This is a genomic window from Streptomyces sp. NPDC058051 (assembly GCF_042885475.1).
Lineage (GTDB): Bacteria > Actinomycetota > Actinomycetes > Streptomycetales > Streptomycetaceae > Streptomyces.
The window spans coordinates 90,226-105,972 of the sequence record NZ_JBHVRW010000004.1 but is presented as its reverse complement, the minus strand read 5'-3'; the positions used below and the strand labels follow the sequence as shown (position 1 = coordinate 105,972).

The window sequence follows — 15,747 nt, the reverse complement described above, 5'->3', positions numbered from 1 at the left end:
CGGTAAGCACCGGTACGTGCTCCGGGAGGGCCGGGGCACCGGTACGCGCGGGGAGGGCCGGGGCCAGGGCCGGCCGGGGAAGCCGCCGGACGCGGCCCCCGGGTCACCCCGGCAGGGTGAACAGCAGCTCTGCGGTGTCCTCGCCGCGGGCGTGCGCGTACCCGTGGTCCTTGCCGGTGACGGCGAACCCGCACTTCTCCAGCACCCGGCGCGAACCGGTGTTGTCGGCCGCGGCCCGCGCGTGCAGCGGGCGTTCCGGTACGGCGTCGAGCAGCGCGCACAGCGCGGCCGTCGCGACCCCGCGGCCCCAGTGTGCCCGCTCGATCCAGTAGGTGACCTGCCGGTCCTCCGGCGGTCCGTACACCCCGGTGCTGCCGACCACCGCTCCGTCGACGACCACCGTCCGCATCACGACCGAGCCGTCGGCCAGGATCCGTCGCCAGTGGGCGTCGAACGCGTGCCGGTCGGTGGGGTCCTCGCTGGTGAACGCGGCTGTCCTGACCGACTCCGGGTCGGACATGAACACGAAGAACGACGGGAGGTCGCTGTCGCGTACCTCCCGCAGGACGACCTGCATGATCAGAGCCTCCTGGTCGCCAGCGTCAGCCGGTCCCGCGCGTCGAACAGTGCGTCCTTCACCATCTGCTCGTGCGCGGGCGTGAGCCGGGCGACCGGGACGGAGCAGCTGATGGCGTCGCGGGCGGGGGTGCGGTAGGGGATGGCGACGCCGAAGCAGCGCAGCCCGAGGGTGTTCTCCTCACGGTCCACCGCGTACCCCTGTTCGCGGATCAGGTGCAGTTCCTCGATGAGCTTCTCGCGGTCGGTGAGGGTGTGCTCGGTGAGCGCGGGCAGCGTCTCGGGGAGCATCTTGCGGACCTGCTCGTCGGTGTGGGTGGCCAGCAGGGCCTTGCCGAGCGAGGTGGAGTGGGCGGGCAGCCGGCGGCCGACGCGGGTGAAGGGGCGCAGGTAGTGCTGGGACTGCCGGGTGGCCAGGTACACCACGTTCGTCCCGTCGAGGCGGGCCAGGTGGATGGTCTCCGTCGTGTCGTCGGAGAGCCGGTCCAGGGTCGGGCGGGCCGCCGCGACGACCTCGTCGCCGTCGATGTACGAGGTGCCGACCAGCAGGGCCCGTACGCCGATGCCGTACCGCGTGCCCGTCGCGTCGGTCTCCACCCAGCCCAGCTCCACCAGGGTGCGCAGCAGCATGTAGAGGCTCGACTTGGGGTAGCCGACGGCCTCCTGCACCGCCGCGAGGGAGTGCATGCCGGGACGCCCGGCGAAGTATTCGAGCAGTTCCACCGTCCGCACGGCGGACTTGACCTGTGCCCCACCAGACTCGGCAGCCGACATCGCCCTACGCCCCTTCCAGCCCACTTACGAACCCTGCGACTTCTTGCCAACACTGAACGCCCGGAAATAGAGTCGCTGCATATTCACGATCAGGAACTCTGTTCAGAATACCGAACAACTTCTGATGTGTGGCAGTGGAGCGGAAGGAATCACGGTGGCAGCAACACCAGTCTGGAGCGTCGACCCCCGTACCGGGAACCCGCGCGAGCAGGTTGCGGTGGAGGCTACAGCGGAGGAGGTCGACCGTGCTGTCCGGGCCGCCCACGCGGTGCGCGACGGGCTCGCCGACCGCACCGTGCGTGCCGCGTTCCTCCGCACCGCGGCCGATCTGCTCACCGAGGCCGGGGAGCACGTCATCGAGGCCGCCGACGCGGAGACCGCGCTCGGTCCGGCCCGTCTCACCGGCGAACTCGCGCGCACCGCAGCCCAGTTGCGAGCCTTCGCGGAGGTCGTCGACGAGGGCGCCTTCCTCGACATCCACATCGACCACGAGGACGCCACCAGGACTCCGCCCTGGCCCGACCTGCGCCGCTACAAGGTCCCGCTCGGAGTCGTCGCCGTGTACGCGGCGAGCAACTTCCCGCTCGCCTTCTCCGTCCCCGGCGGCGACACCGCGAGCGCGTTGGCCGCAGGCTGCCCGGCCGTCGTCAAGGCGCACCCCGACCACCCCGCCACCTCCGAACTGTGCGCCTCCGTACTGCGCCGGGCGGCGGTACAGGTCGGCCTGTCCGAGGACGTGCTGATCCTGGTGCACGGCTTCGACGCGGGCATCGAACTGATCAAGCACCCGCTCGTCGCCGCCGCGGGCTTCACCGGCTCCGTCCGCGGCGGCCGGGCCCTGTTCGACGCGGCGGCGGCCCGCCCCGCCCCCATCCCCTTCCACGGCGAGCTGGGTTCCCTCAACCCCGTCGTCGTCACCGAGGCCGCCGCCGCCGAGCGCGGCGAGCAGATCGGCGCCGGACTCGGCGGCTCGATGACCCTGGGCGCGGGCCAGTTCTGCACCAAGCCCGGCTTCGTCCTGGCGCCGGCCGGCGAGGCAGGCGACCGGCTGCTGAAGTCGCTGACCGAGGCGGTCAGCGACACCGAGGCCGGGGTCCTGCTCGACCACCGGATGCGCGACGCCTTCCTGGCCGGAGTACGCGAACGGGCCGGACTCCCCGAGGTGGAGGCCCCGGTCACCCCCGGCGCGGGGGGCGACCACACCGTCGCGGCCGGATTCCTGACCGTACCGGCGCACCTCCTCGCCACCGAGGGCCCGCACGACGCGCTTCTGGAGGAGTGCTTCGGCCCCGTCACCGTCGTCGCCCGTTACGCCTCCGAGGACGAGGTCGCCGCCGTTCTCTCCCGGCTCCCCGGCAATCTCACCGCCACCCTCCAGACCACCACGGACGGCGACGACGCCGACGCCCCCGCACTCCTCGCGGCCCTCACCCCGCTGGCCGGCCGGGTCCTCGTCAACGGCTGGCCGACCGGCGTCGCCGTCGCCCCCGCCCAGCACCATGGCGGCCCCTACCCGGCCACCACCTCCACCTCCACCTCGGTCGGTGCCACCGCCATCGAGCGCTGGCTGCGCCCCCTCACCTACCAGACCACCCCCGAGGCGCTGCTCCCGCCGGAGCTGCGCGAGGACAACCCCCTGAACCTGCCCCGACGAGTGGACGGCCGCCGCGCATGACCCCGAACCTTCCCGAACTCCCTTTTGAACTCAGTCCGTTCGGACCCGAAGCGGAGTGGACCTACGAGAACGGCGCACTGACCGGCCGGGCGGGCGCCCGGCAGGACCGCTTCGTGCCGCCGGACGGCGACAGCCTCGACCCCGCGAGCGACGCCCCCCGCCTCCTCGGCCCCGCACCCCGTGGCGACTTCCAGCTGATCGCCCGGGTGAAGGTCGGCTTCGCTGCGGCCTTCGACGCCGGAGTGCTCTACCTCCACGTCGCCGAACGGGAGTGGGCCAAGCTCTGCCTGGAACTCTCTCCGGACCGCCCCACTGTCTGCACGGTCGTCACCCGCGGCCACTCCGACGACGTCAACTCCTTCGTCGTGGACGGCGACAGCTTCTGGCTGCGCCTCAGCCGCACCGGCAACGCGTTCGCCTTCCACGCATCCGCCGACGGCGAGAAGTGGACCTTCGTGCGCGTCTTCGCTCTCGGCGAGCCCGAGCAGGCGGCCGAGGCGTCGGTCGGCTTCCTCGTCCAGTCACCGATGGGTGAGGGCTGCGAGGCGACGTTCGACCGGATCGCCTTCCGTGCCGAGGGACTTGACGACCTGCGCGACGGCAGCTGAACGCTCGTTCGCCCTCACCGTTCCCCCTCGCACTCCGCCCGGAGGGCGAGGGGGAACGTTCGTCTGCCGGGCTCGTCGGCTCGTCCCCGGGGCTCGGGCGTCGGCCGCGCACCGCAGGAAGTGCGTCCGGCCGGTGCGGGAGGGCGGGGCCTCGTCATCGTCGACGCCGTGGCGGCGGAGCGGGGTGTGCATCCGTATCCGCCGTCCGCGAAGACGGTCTGGGCCGAGGTCTCCGCGAGGCGAACGGGCCCGGTGTGACGCCTCGTCATGACACCTCGCCGGTGATGGCGCGCCTCCCGAACCGGTATTCTGTGGCACACCGGCCAACGGGCCTCCTCGCAGAGGCGGATGGGGCGGGGGCATACGAGCCCGTTTCCACGGCCGCGCATCAAGGGCATCGCGTGTCGGACCGGATCGATACGCGGCCACGGTAGGGGCGACACAGCATGCCTCGGAGCCCGTGCCACTCAGGGAATCAGCAGCCACCAGGGCCGCGTACCGGAAGACGCCTGGGCCGCGTACCGGGAGACGCCGGGGGTTGCGTACCGGGAGACGCCGGGCGGGCCCTGGCGCGGCGTCAGGACGATCACCGGGTGAAACCGTGTCGTATGCCGTGGCGTTGAACGGCGGGAACCCATAGGGTCCGTGACGACCCGACGATTTTCGGCCTCGGTGGCGCGCGGATGGAGCATGGGCACGGGCCGGAACCGGTCGGCGGCCACGATGTCCGGTAATGGGGCTTGCGCCGCCGCTATGTACCCCGCGTACTGCGGTCGTTGGCCGGGTCCGTCGAGCCGTCGGACGGGGGCGGCCGGGCGGGTGGCTCGATCATCACGATGTGATATCAGGCATACCAGGCCAACATCACCGGCGTATTGAGGGAATTAAATGGCGCACGATGTTCCCTCACGCAATGCGGTCAACTACTAGATTGGCCGACGGCACCACGAGACCGACCATGACCTGCCCCGCGCCGTTCACCGGCTGGAAACGTGAAAGTTGGTCACATTGCCTGGAATTCCCGGTGAACACCGAGTCCAGGCAAAATGCTTGATCCGCACCATCGTGCTCGACCGGGCTGAATATGCCGGAAGGGTGCGTCGTTCGCAGTATTTCCTGACCTGATCCGGTTGTCCGGGTACACCCCGTGGCCGGCCGAGAGTATGAGGCGCTTTCTGTGAAGGTTCGTACGATGCGGTCGAGTGGCCTGGTCGCCGGGGGCATGGCAGTGGTGCTGCTGGCGGGTTGCGGCTCCCAGAACGAGATCTGGCCCTTCGAATCCAAGGACAGGATGGTCGTCGGGATGTCCGACGACATCCTCGCCACGGATCCGGCCGCAGGATACGACCCGGGGTCCTGGCTGCTGTTCAACAACGTGTTCCAGTCCTTGCTGAGCTTCCCGCCCGGGGCTTCCACCCCGGTGCCGGAGGCCGCCGAGGAGTGCCATTTCTCGAACGGCGGCAAAACGTACACCTGCACCTTGCGTGACGGGTTGAAGTTCAGCAACAACAACAGCCTCACATCGGCGGATGTCAAGCACTCCTTCGACCGGGCGATCAAAATCAATGACCCGGCGGGCCCGGCCCCGCTGCTCTCCACGATCGGGTCAATCGACACCCCGGACAAGAAGACGGTCATTTTCCACCTCAAGGTGCCCGATGCGACATTTCCCAGCAAGATCGCATCTGGTGCCGGTTCCATTGTGGACAGCCATGTCTACCCCGCGGACCGTCTGCTGGAGGGTGGCAAAACGGTCGGTTCCGGTCCGTACAAACTGGACTCCATCGACAAGTCGAAGGCCGTCTTCTCGGTCTACGGCGGCTACCACGGAACCGCCGAGGTGAAGAACTCCGGCGTGTCGCTGAAACTCTTCCAGGGCAATCAGCAGGAGCTCGAATCGGCCCTGAAGAAGGGCAAGATCGACATTGCGTACCGTGGCCTCTCCGCCAAGGCGATCGCGGCGCTGGACACGACGACCACCGCGCAGAAGGACGGCCTGGAGGTCGTCCAGGGAAACAGCGCCGAAGTCCAGCACATGGTCTTCAACGTGGCCGACCCCGTGGTCGGCAAGCTCGCCGTGCGCAAGGCCATCGCCTACCTCGTCGACCGCTACTCCCTGATCAGCGAGGTCTACCAGTCCACGGCGACACCGCTCTACTCGATCGTCCCGGTCGGCATCACCGGCCACGGCACTTCCTTCTTCGACATATACGGCGACAGCCCGCAGCCGCAGAAGGCGAAGGAGATCCTGCGGGACGCCGGTATCACCAGCCAGGTGAAGCTCACCCTCTGGTCCACGCCGAGCCGCTACGGCCCCGCCACCGACGACGAACTGCGGACCATCGCGGACCAGTTGAACGAGAGCGGACTCTTCGAGGCCAGGATGAGGTCCGTCGCGTTCGATCAGTACGAGGACGACATCGCCAACGGCAAGTACGGCGTCTATGTCAAGGGTTGGGTGCCGGACTACCCCGACCCGGACAACTTCACCCAGCCGTTCTTCGGTGAGGGCAACGTCCTGTCGAACAACTTCGAGAGCAGCGAGATATCCGACAAGATCATCCCGCAGACCTCGTCCATGACCGACCGTGCGAACACCCGGCAGAAGTTCATGAAGCTGCAGGACATCGTGGCGCACCAACTGCCGCTCCTGCCACTGTGGCAGGGCAAGCAGTACGCGGTCGCCCACGAGAACGTCCGGGGTCTGCAGAACTGCCTGGACACCTCGACGGTCTTCCGGTTCTGGGAGCTCAGCACCGCGTACTAGGGGCAGTGCCTCTTGTAGTGCCTCATGCGAAAGTGCGGACAGGCCGGACCAGGTGACGCCCTGGTCCGGCCTGTCCGTTCGTCGGTGGCGTCCACGTCAGCCAGCGGCAGGCGGGTGAACCTCAGGGTGAGGACCTTGCGGAAGCCGCGGGCCGGCAGGAAGCGGTCGCCGGGCGATGCGGTCTCGGCCTGCGCGAGGACGCAGCGTCGGGCGTTGTCCCGGGCGGCGGCCACGGCGGTGTCGAGGAGCTGCGAACCGACACGCCTGCGTCGCTCCACGGGATGGACAGTGAGCGGGGTCGGTCAGTGGGGTGAGGCGAAGCGACAAGGCGTCTCCGTCGTGAGGAGGTGGCAATTGTCCGTACGCAGGCTCAGCTGCTGGGCACTCCTGCGCAGGTGCTCCACACCTCCTTGTCGACAGCGCCGGTCCGGAACGACACATGGACGGCTGGGGGAACCTGGCTGGTCCTTCGGTTCCTCGGCAAAGGGGTAACCGCAGGCCGGTTCGACCGCGGCTGCGACACCCCGGGTCGCCGCGGCCTGGTCGGGCGACACACACCGACAAGAAAATTCGTCTTGACAAATATTTTTGTCGGACTGATGCTGGGACGGTGCTGGACGTCGCTGTGATCGAAGAACCCGCCGCGGCCGAGGCGTCCCTGGACCCGATACGGTCCCGGATCCTCGCCGCCCTGGCCGAGCCCGGTTCGGCCTCCATGCTGGCCGCCCGCATCGGGCTGCCCCGGCAGAAGGTCAACTACCACCTGAAGGAACTGGAGCGTCACGGGCTGGTCGAGCTCGCCGAGGAACGGCGCAAGGGCAACGTCACCGAACGGGTGTACCGCGCCACCGCCGCCTCCTATGTGATCTCTCCCAGTGTCCTGGCCGCCGTCAGCCCGGACCCCTCCCGGTCCCCGGACCAGCTCTCCGCCCACTGGTTGCTGGCGCTGGGGGCCCGGCTCGTGCAGGAGGTCGGTGCCCTGCTGACCGGCGGCTCGCGGACCCGGCGACGGGTCGCCACCTTCGGTATCGACGCGGAGGTGCGGTTCGCTTCCGCGGCCGACCGTACGGCCTTCGCCGACGAACTGGCCCAGGCCGTGGCGACCCTCGTGGGCCGCTACCACGACGAGTTCGCCGCCGGGGGGCGGAGCCACCGGGTGGTCGTCGGGCTCCACCAGATCCCCACCGCGGGGCCCGGTGCCGCGGAGGGCGCGGACGAACCGCAGCAAGGAACCGGGGGGACACGCGAGAACGAATCCGAAGCAGCACAGGAGAGCCCACGATGACGCACCCCTTCGAGATCGAGCAGGAGACGACGCTGCCGGCGAGCCCGGAGCAGGTCTGGGACGCGATCGCCACCGGACCGGGGATCGACTCCTGGTTCATGGGGCGCAACGAGGTGGAGCCGCGCGAGGGCGGCGTGGCCGCCATGGACACCGGGGACCACCGGGAGGAGTCCGCGGTCACCGCCTACGAGCCCGGCAAGCGCTTCGCCACCCGCACGGCAGCCGGCGAGGACGGCCGGTTCATGGCCTTCGAGTACCTGATCGAGGGGCGGGGCGGCGGCAGCACCGTGCTCCGTGTCGTCCAGAGCGGCGTGCTCGGCGACGACTGGCAGGACGAGTACGACGCGCTGCGCCGCGGCTGGCCGTTCCACCTCCACACGCTCCGCGAGTACCTGGCGCACTTCCCCGGACGCACCGGAGCCCCCGTCTTCGCCCTGGCGCCGTCGGGCGAGCAGCCGGCGCGTCAGGTCCGGGCGGCCCTCACCCGCGGGCTGTCCCTGCCGAGTCCGGTCGCCGTGGGCGCAGGGGCCCACGCCGAGCCGACCGGCCTGCCGCCGCTGGACGGCGAAGTGACCTGGTCGGACGACGAGCGCATCGAGGTCCGCACCGCAGACGGGATCTACACCTTCCATCACTTCCCCGGCGTGGTGCTGATGTTCCACCACCTCTTCCGCCCGGACACGGAAGGCGCCGAGGCCGCCTGGCGGCAGTGGCTGACCGACCTCCTCGCCTGACACCGTGTGCGGACTCGCCTCACACCCCCTGCGGGCGTCCGGATGCCCGCAGGCCCGGACGCACGGTCGCCCGGCAGCACAGTCGTACGGACGCGCATCGGACCGTCCGGGGCCGCAGCGCTCCCGGATCCGCCGGGTCAGCCGCTCTCCGTAGCGGCCCCGGTCACCTCATCATCAGGACGCTTCCGTCGTGAACGCGGCCGAAGCACGTACCGAGCAGTCGCACCACACACATGCGAGACACCAAGGAAAACACCATGCGCACTCTGATCAGCTCGGCCTTCGTCTCGCTCGACGGCGTCGTGGAGGCCCCGGGCGGCGAGCCCGGCTACCGGAACTCCGGATGGACCTTCAAGGAGGTCGAGTTCGTCCCAGATGCCTTCGAGATCAAGGAGCGGGAGCAGCGGGAGTCCACCGCGATCCTGATGGGCCGGGTCAGCTACGAGGCGTTCAGCCCGGTGTGGCCGGACATGGAGGAGTTCGCCCACTACAGGACGATGCCGAAGTACGTCGTCTCCACCACCCTCACCGAGGACGAGCTGGTCCCCAACTGGGGCGAGACCACGATCCTGCGCTCGCTCGACGCGGTCGCCGCCCTGAAAGAGACCGACGGAGGCCCGATCATCGTCCACGGCAGCGCCTCCCTGAACCGCGGCCTGTCGGACGCCGGCCTGATCGACCGCTACCACCTGCTCGTCTACCCGCTGCTGCTCGGCGCCGGCAAGCGCCTTTTCAGCACCACGGACAAGGACACCCAGAAGCTGAGGCCGGTCGAGCACGAGGTCTACAGCAACGGCCTGCAGAAGCAGGTCTTCGACGTCGTCCACTGACAGGGATGGGGAATGGCCGGGCGGGTCCTCGTGTTGCTATCGGGTGCGAAGAGGTGCGTTCGCGCCGGCCAACCTTGTGAACCGCGGAGAGAAGAAGAGATATGCGCGTCGAGATCTGGAGCGACATCGCCTGCCCCTGGTGCTACATCGGGAAGGCCCGCTTCGAGAAGGGCCTGGCGGGGTTCGCCCACCGCGACGAGGTGGAGGTCGTGCACCGGTCCTTCGAGCTCGACCCCACGCACGCCAAGGGCGACACCGTGCAGGTGGTCGACATGCTGGCGCGGAAGTACGGACGCACCCGCGACGAGGTGAAGGCCATGGAGGCCAATGTCGCGGCCAACGCCCGGGCCGAGGGGCTCGGCTACCTCGCCGAGGGCCGCGACCACGGCAACACCTTCGACATCCACCGGCTGCTCCACCTGGCCAAGGCCCGTGGCCGGCAGGATGTCCTGCTGGGTCTCGCCTACCGGGCGAACTTCGCCGAGGAGCGGTCCGTCTTCGACGAAGAGGTGCTGGTCGAGCTGGCCGTCGAGGCCGGGCTCGACGCCGATGAGGCGCGGGCCGTCCTCGCCGACCCCGAGGCGTACGCCGACGAGGTGCGGGCCGATGAGCGCGAGGCGTCCGAGCTGGGGGCGAACGCGGTGCCGTTCTTCGTGCTCGACCGGCGGTACGGGATCTCCGGCGGCCAGCCCGCCGAGGTCTTCGCCCAGGCGCTCGAACAGGCATGGAAGGACCGGCCGTTGACCGCCCTGGGCGGGGACGCCGCGGCATGCGACGCCGATGGAGCCTGCGAGGTCCCGCAGACCGGCGGCAACGCCTGAACCCGCAGACCGGCGGCAACGCCTGAAACCGTGGGCGGGCGGCACCGTTCCCGAGCCTGCCGGTCCGGCTCCGCGCTCGGGGTCCGCGCCTCCGCACTCATAAGTGTTGCTTGGGTGTACCCCTCACTTCTCGGTAATTGACGAGGGGTCGAGGGGGCTTCACGCTGGGCGGATGGATACTTCCTCGCTCAGTCGTACGGTGAACGACGAGTTCGCGCCGGAGACCACCTACCTCAACACCTCCAGCTGCGGGCTGCTGCCCCGGCGCACCATGGACGCGGTGAAGGCGCTCGCCGAGTCGCTCGCCTCGGGTGGCAGGTCCGGCTCCGGCGACTTCGATGTGGTGGACGCCGCGCGCGCGGGCTTCGCCCGCCTCGCCGGGGTCGGCGCCGACCGGGTCGCCGTGGGCAGCTCGGTCTCCGTGCACGTCGGACTCATCGCGGCGTCTTTGCCGACGGGGTCCGAAGTCCTGGCACCCGAGGGGGAGTTCAGCTCCGTCGTCAGCCCGTTCGCGGTCCGTGGCGATCTCAAGGTGCGCCATGTCCCGTTGGAGCGTCTGGCCGACGCGGTGCGGCCGGGCACCGATCTCGTCGCCCTCTCCTCCGTGCAGTCCGCCGACGGCCGGATCGCCGATCTGGACGCGGTGCGCGCGGCGGCTGCCGCCCACGGCGCCCGGACGCTGGTGGACGCCACCCAGTCGGCCGGCTGGCTGCCGCTGGACGCCGGGGCGTACGACTACACCGTCACCGGCGGCTTCAAATTCCTGCTCTGCCCGCGGGGCGCGTCGTTCCTCACCGTCACCGAGGAGGCGCAGCGCACCCTGTCGCCGGTGTTCGCCACATGGGTCGCCGCCGACGAACCCTGGAACAGTACGTACGGTCCCGTCGGGCGGCTCTCCGCGACCGCCCGACGCTACGACGAACCGCCCGCCTTCCTCTCGTACCACGGCGCCGAGCGCTCCCTCGCGCTGCTGGGCGAGGTCGGGATCGACGCCGTTCACGCCCACGCCACGGGGCTCGCCGCCCGCATGCGGGCCGGGCTGGCCGGGCTGGGCCACGAGGCGGTGCCGGGGGAGTCGGCGATCGTCGCCGTGCCCGGACTCGGCGGTCGGGAGCCGGAGCTGGCGCGATCCGGGGTGATGGTCTCGAACCGGGCGGGAAGTCTGCGCGCGGCCTTCCATCTGTACAACACGGAAGCCGATGTGGACCGGGCCCTGGACGTGCTGTCCGGCTGATGACGCCCGGATGCCTGGGGACTTCCGCGAGCCGGAGGACTTCCGCGAGCCGGAGGGCTTCCGCGATCGAGAGTGGTTGTCCGTGCCCCGGGGCATTCGCCGTGATCCCGAGAGGGCTCCGCGCTCCGGGAATCAGCGGCGCTCGGGGCAGTCCCCGGTCTCGTGGCAGAGGTTCTCCTCGACCTTGGCGAGCAGCCGGGACAGCTCCGTGCGTTCGGCCGCGTCCAGTCCCGCGAGGGTGTGCTCCTCCAGATCCGTCCAGGCCCGTTCGACGTCGGAGTGCAGCGCGCAGCTGCTGTCGGTGGCCTCGACCAGGACGGCCCGGCGGTCGTCCGGGTCGGGGCGGCGGCGGACGTGTCCGGTCTGTTCGAGGCGCTGGAGCATCTTGGTGACGGTGGACGGGTCGAGGTCGACGGTCTTGATCAGTTCGGACTGGCGCACCGCACCCGCGTCCCACAGGTACATCATCAGGAACTCCTGGCCGGGGTAGAGCCCGAGCCCCTTGAGCAGCTTGCCCGCGGCGATCCGGTGCAGCCTGGCGACCCGCGAGACGGCATGACTGACGGGGCCGCCGAGGGCGGCGCTCGGCAGTGCGGTACAGGCGGGGTCGGCCTTCATCGGGACTCCTCGGGACGGTGCCGGGCGGCGCCCCCGCCGGGTCGGGAGCGTGGATCCGGTCGCTTTCGCCGAACTTTACCTTGGTCGGCCAAGCAATGGGCTACAGTGGCGCAGGCCGCAAATGATTGGCCGACCATATATTTTTTTGGGGGCTTCCATGACCACCGCTTTCGACCCGATCGACCTTGCCGGTACCCCGCTCGCCAACCGCATCGCGATGGCCCCGATGACCCGCAGCCGGGCCGGTGAGGGCGGCACCGCCACGGATCTCTTCACCGAGTACTACGCCCAGCGCGCCTCGGCGGGCCTCATCATCACGGAGGGCGTCCAGCCGTCCGCGGTGGGCCAGGGCTACCCCGACACCCCCGGGCTGCACAGCGCGGAGCAGATCGCGTCCTGGCGCAAGGTCACCGACGCGGTGCACGCGGCGGGCGGCCGGATCTTCGCCCAGCTCATGCACGCGGGCCGGATCGGCCACCCGGCCCTCCTGCCGGACGGGCTGACCCCGGTCAGTGCCTCGCCGGTCAAGCCCGCCGGCAAGCTCTACACCGGCACGGGGCTGGAGGACTTCACCACGCCGCGCGAACTGACCGGCGACGAGGTCCGGCAGACCATAGCCGACTTCGCCGCCGCCGCCCGCAACGCGGTCGACGCCGGTTTCGACGGGGTCGAGCTGCACGGTGCCAACGGCTATCTCATCCATCAGTTCCTCGCGCCCAACAGCAACCTGCGCACGGACGAGTGGGGTGGCTCCGACGAGGCCCGCATCCGGTTCGCCGTGGAGGTGGTCAAGGCCGTCGCCGCCGAGATCGGCGCGGCGCGGACCGGGCTGCGCATCTCGCCCGGAAACGTGTACAACGACATCGACGAGCCCGCGCCGGACGCTGCCTACACCGCGCTGGTACGGGAGATCGAGCCGCTCGGTCTCGCCTATCTGCACGTCCTGGAGGCGGTCGAGATCCGCGAGCTGACCCTCGCACTGCGCAAGCGGTTCTCCGGCACCTTCATCGTCAACGTTCTGACGGACGGACCGACCGGACCCGACGAGCTCGCGGTGATCGACGACGGGATCGCCGACATCATCTCCTACGGCGCGCTGTTCATCGCCAATCCGGATCTGCCCGCCCGGCTGAAGGCCGGCGGCCCGTTCAACACCCCCGATCCGTCGACCTTCTTCGGCGGGGACGCGAAGGGGTACGTCGACTACCCGGCGCTGGACACCGTTCAGGACTGAGGCGGTCCTCGGGCGGTCGGGCCCACGAGGCCGTGCGCGCAGCCCGGCCCCGCCCGGCCCATCGCCCACGGCCGTGTCCACCCGGCCCTCTTGAGCCGGGGTGACGGACGCTGCGCCTGACGGACGCTACGCCTGACCGGTCCCGTCCAGCGGCGCACCGTGCCACTTCCACGAGGTGACCCGCGCATGACCGGGCAGCTCGGCGCGGCCGGTGGCCCAGAGCAGGACGGTCCACCGGTCGGCGTCCTTCGGCGCATCCGGGAACAGCCGCGCCAGCACGCGGTCGCAGAGACCGGCGGGCGGGTTCCAGGGGATGTCCAGGCCCGCGGCAAGGTCGTGCACGTGCACCAGGGTCTCCACGATGCCCATGGCGGCGAAGCCCTCCGGGTCGGACACCCCGAAGGGGTGATAGGACCGGGTCTCGGGCGGCGCCGTCCGTACCATCGCCGCCAGCAGCGCGCCGCTCGCCTCCAGCGTCTGGAGCAGCCCGGCGGTTCCTGCTGCCCGGTCGGCGAAGACCGCGTTCACCGGACCGCCCTTCCGGTCGGCGCTCCAGCGGTACGGGACGTACGCGTCCGGCGAGGGCTGCCGCGGTCCCAACTGCGCCGCGTAGGAGACGAGGTCGTCGCTCAGGTGCTCCGCGGTCTCCCAGCAGCTCCACTCCAAGGACCCGGCCGGGACCGCCCAGTTGTCGGCCGGGGACTCCCGGAGCGCGGTGACCGCGAGCCGGACCGCGGTGGTCACGTCGTCCGCGGTGACCGGCAGCCGGGTTCCGGTCAGCGCGGCCCGTTCCGCGGCGCTGCATTCGACACAGAACTCATTGCCTTCCGGGTCGGCGAGCGTCGCCCAGCCCCGCCCGTTCGGCTTGCGGTGGTCGGCCACGAGGGTGGCGCCCAGGCCGAGCAGCCGCTCCACCTCCTCGTCCCGGGTGCGGTCCTGCGGCTGGATGTCCAGGTGCTGACGGTTCTTGGTGCTCTTCGGCTCCGGCACCGAGATGAACAGCAACGCGGCACCCGGGGCCTCGACGAGTGCCTCGGGATCACCGGGGGCGTCGTCGTCGGAGAGCGGGGCGCCGAGCACCCGGGACCAGAAGCCGGCCAGCTCATAGGCATCGGCGCAGTCGATCGTGATGTGGCGTACGAGTGAAGTCATGGGCCCCACTGTCGCCTTCGGCGGACGTCGAGGTCCACCGGGTTTGGACGAGCGGGGGCGGGGACGACGGATGTCGCCCCCGCCCGGACCGGCAGCGGCTCATCTCACCGGCGTGAAGTCCCGTGCCCCGATGAACTCCGGCCGCCGCGCCGGTGCCGCGAACGGCTCCTCTGCGGCGTTCTCCACGCTGTTGAAGACGATGAAGACATTGCTGCGCGCGTACGGGGTGATGTTGTCCCCCGAGCCGTGCATGCAGTTGCAGTCGAACCAGGTCGCCGAACCGGCCCTGCCCGTGAAGAGCTTGATGCCGTGCCGGTCCGCCATCCTCGTCAGCGCCTCGTCGGACGGCGTGCCGGCGTCCTGCATCTTCAGGGACTTCTTGTAGTTGTCCTTCGGCGTCTCGCCCGCACAGCCGAGGAACGACTTGTGCGAACCGGGCATGATCATCAGCCCGCCGTTGGTGTCGTGGTTCTCGGTCAGCGCGATCGACACGGACACCGCCCGCATGTGCGGCAGACCGTCCTCGGCGTGCCAGGTCTCGAAGTCCGAGTGCCAGTAGAACCCCGAGGCACCGAAGCCCGGCTTGACGTTGATCCGCGACTGGTGGACGTACACGTCGGAACCCAGGATCTGACGTGCCCGGCCCACCACGCGCTCGTCACTGACCAGCCGGGCGAAGACCTCGCTGATCCGGTGGACCTCGAAGACCGACCGTACCTTCTGCGACTTCGGCTCCACGATCGAGCGCTCGTCGGCACGCACCGCCGGATCGGCGATCAGCCGTTCCATCTCGGCGTGGTGGACGGCGACCTCGTCCGGGGTGAGCAACTGGTCGACGGAGAGGAAGCCGTCGCGCTCCAGTCCCTGGAGTTCCCTCGCGGTGACCGGTCCCGGGGTTCCGGGCGGGGACCAGACGACCGGGTCCTGACGCGGCGTGATCATCTCGGCTGCGCCGCGTGTGGGGTACAGATCGGTGCGTACATCGGTGGTCATGTTCAGCCCTCCTCCGTCAGCAGCGGGTAGACACCGTTCTCGTCGTGCTCCTCCCGCCCGGTGACCGGGGGGTTGAAGACGCAGACGCAACGGAAATCCGTCTTCGGCCGCATGGTGTGGTGCTCATGGCCGTTCAGCAGGTACATGGTGCCGGGAGTGATCCAGTGCTTCTCGCCGGTCTCGTCATTGGTGAGCTCGGCCTCGCCCTCGACGCACAGGACGGCCTCGATGTGGTTCGCGTACCACATCGAGGTCTCGGTGCCCGCGTACATCGTGGTCTCGTGGAGCGAGAAGCCCACCCTCTCCTGGGCGAGCACGATGCGCTTGCTCTCCCAGGTTCCGGAGGCTGCCTTCACATGCCGGTCGGTGTTCTCGATGTCGCTGAACGAACGGACGATCACGGTGGTTCGGTGCCTTTCTCTCTGCTGCGGTGCTTGTGTTCCGTG

Annotated in this window: 16 protein-coding genes; 9 read left to right on the top strand and 7 right to left on the bottom strand. The window is 70.0% G+C overall.

Going from position 1 to position 15,747, the window contains the following annotated elements:
- Nucleotides 1-103 precede the first annotated feature (103 nt).
- Together ACFVUT_RS08455 and ACFVUT_RS08450 are read right to left on the bottom strand one after the other, a co-directional pair.
- Entirely contained in the window at nt 104-577 is a 474-nt protein-coding gene (locus ACFVUT_RS08455) for a GNAT family N-acetyltransferase (RefSeq protein ID WP_389646536.1), read from the bottom strand.
- 2 nt (nt 578-579) lie between these two features.
- Complete coding sequence (locus ACFVUT_RS08450; RefSeq protein ID WP_389646539.1) at nt 580-1,350, bottom strand: IclR family transcriptional regulator; 771 nt, start codon at nt 1,348-1,350, stop codon at nt 580-582.
- A 154-nt stretch (nt 1,351-1,504) separates the two neighbouring features.
- Here ACFVUT_RS08450 and ACFVUT_RS08445 point away from each other — a divergent pair, with 154 nt between their 5' ends.
- The 3 genes from ACFVUT_RS08445 to ACFVUT_RS08435 all read left to right on the top strand — a co-directional run bounded on the left by ACFVUT_RS08445 (nt 1,505) and on the right by ACFVUT_RS08435 (nt 6,400).
- Nucleotides 1,505-3,025 (top strand): aldehyde dehydrogenase (NADP(+)), encoded by a 1,521-nt coding sequence (locus ACFVUT_RS08445; RefSeq protein ID WP_389646541.1) that lies wholly within the window; start codon nt 1,505-1,507, stop codon nt 3,023-3,025.
- Nucleotides 3,022-3,633: a DUF1349 domain-containing protein gene (locus tag ACFVUT_RS08440; RefSeq protein WP_389646543.1), complete on the top strand. Its 612-nt coding sequence runs from the start codon at nt 3,022-3,024 to the stop codon at nt 3,631-3,633. The genes ACFVUT_RS08445 and ACFVUT_RS08440 overlap by 4 nt, the downstream gene beginning before the upstream one ends.
- Before the next feature lie 1,192 nt (nt 3,634-4,825).
- Nucleotides 4,826-6,400, top strand: coding sequence for an ABC transporter substrate-binding protein (locus ACFVUT_RS08435; protein ID WP_389646545.1), 1,575 nt, complete (start codon nt 4,826-4,828; stop codon nt 6,398-6,400).
- Here ACFVUT_RS08435 and ACFVUT_RS08430 read toward each other — a convergent pair.
- The gene (locus ACFVUT_RS08430; RefSeq protein ID WP_389646547.1) at nt 6,397-6,678 is read right to left on the bottom strand and encodes a hypothetical protein; all 282 of its coding nucleotides are present in this window, start codon (nt 6,676-6,678) and stop codon (nt 6,397-6,399) included. The two genes, ACFVUT_RS08435 and ACFVUT_RS08430, sit on opposite strands and share 4 nt — an antisense overlap.
- Nucleotides 6,679-7,010: 332 nt before the next feature.
- Here ACFVUT_RS08430 and ACFVUT_RS08425 point away from each other — a divergent pair, with 332 nt between their 5' ends.
- From ACFVUT_RS08425 to ACFVUT_RS08405, 5 genes are all read left to right on the top strand, one after another.
- Entirely contained in the window at nt 7,011-7,685 is a 675-nt protein-coding gene (locus tag ACFVUT_RS08425; protein ID WP_389646549.1) for an ArsR/SmtB family transcription factor, read from the top strand.
- Entirely contained in the window at nt 7,682-8,419 is a 738-nt protein-coding gene (locus ACFVUT_RS08420) for an SRPBCC domain-containing protein (protein ID WP_389646551.1), read from the top strand. The genes ACFVUT_RS08425 and ACFVUT_RS08420 overlap by 4 nt, the downstream gene beginning before the upstream one ends.
- A gap of 257 nt (nt 8,420-8,676) precedes the next feature.
- Nucleotides 8,677-9,249, top strand: coding sequence for a dihydrofolate reductase family protein (locus ACFVUT_RS08415; RefSeq protein ID WP_389646554.1), 573 nt, complete (start codon nt 8,677-8,679; stop codon nt 9,247-9,249).
- A gap of 101 nt (nt 9,250-9,350) precedes the next feature.
- Complete coding sequence (locus tag ACFVUT_RS08410; RefSeq protein ID WP_389646557.1) at nt 9,351-10,070, top strand: DsbA family oxidoreductase; 720 nt, start codon at nt 9,351-9,353, stop codon at nt 10,068-10,070.
- 172 nt (nt 10,071-10,242) lie between these two features.
- Nucleotides 10,243-11,304, top strand: a complete 1,062-nt coding sequence (locus tag ACFVUT_RS08405) for an aminotransferase class V-fold PLP-dependent enzyme (RefSeq protein WP_389646560.1) — start codon at nt 10,243-10,245, stop codon at nt 11,302-11,304.
- 132 nt (nt 11,305-11,436) lie between these two features.
- Here the strand turns inward: ACFVUT_RS08405 and ACFVUT_RS08400 are convergent, their stop codons facing one another.
- The gene (locus tag ACFVUT_RS08400) at nt 11,437-11,922 is read right to left on the bottom strand and encodes a MarR family winged helix-turn-helix transcriptional regulator (RefSeq protein WP_389646563.1); all 486 of its coding nucleotides are present in this window, start codon (nt 11,920-11,922) and stop codon (nt 11,437-11,439) included.
- 157 nt (nt 11,923-12,079) lie between these two features.
- On the opposite strand from ACFVUT_RS08400, the gene ACFVUT_RS08395 reads away from it, so the two are divergent.
- A complete protein-coding gene (locus ACFVUT_RS08395) occupies nt 12,080-13,156 on the top strand; it encodes an alkene reductase (RefSeq protein ID WP_389646566.1) in 1,077 nt (358 codons plus the stop codon).
- A 126-nt stretch (nt 13,157-13,282) separates the two neighbouring features.
- Here the strand turns inward: ACFVUT_RS08395 and ACFVUT_RS08390 are convergent, their stop codons facing one another.
- From ACFVUT_RS08390 to ACFVUT_RS08380, 3 genes are all read right to left on the bottom strand, one after another.
- Nucleotides 13,283-14,308: a VOC family protein gene (locus ACFVUT_RS08390; protein ID WP_389646569.1), complete on the bottom strand. Its 1,026-nt coding sequence runs from the start codon at nt 14,306-14,308 to the stop codon at nt 13,283-13,285.
- Nucleotides 14,309-14,407: 99 nt separating this feature from the next.
- A complete protein-coding gene (gene thpD, locus ACFVUT_RS08385) occupies nt 14,408-15,301 on the bottom strand; it encodes an ectoine hydroxylase (protein WP_389646572.1) in 894 nt (297 codons plus the stop codon).
- Between the two features lie 2 nt (nt 15,302-15,303).
- Nucleotides 15,304-15,702, bottom strand: coding sequence for an ectoine synthase (locus tag ACFVUT_RS08380; protein ID WP_389646575.1), 399 nt, complete (start codon nt 15,700-15,702; stop codon nt 15,304-15,306).
- Nucleotides 15,703-15,747: the final 45 nt, after the last annotated feature.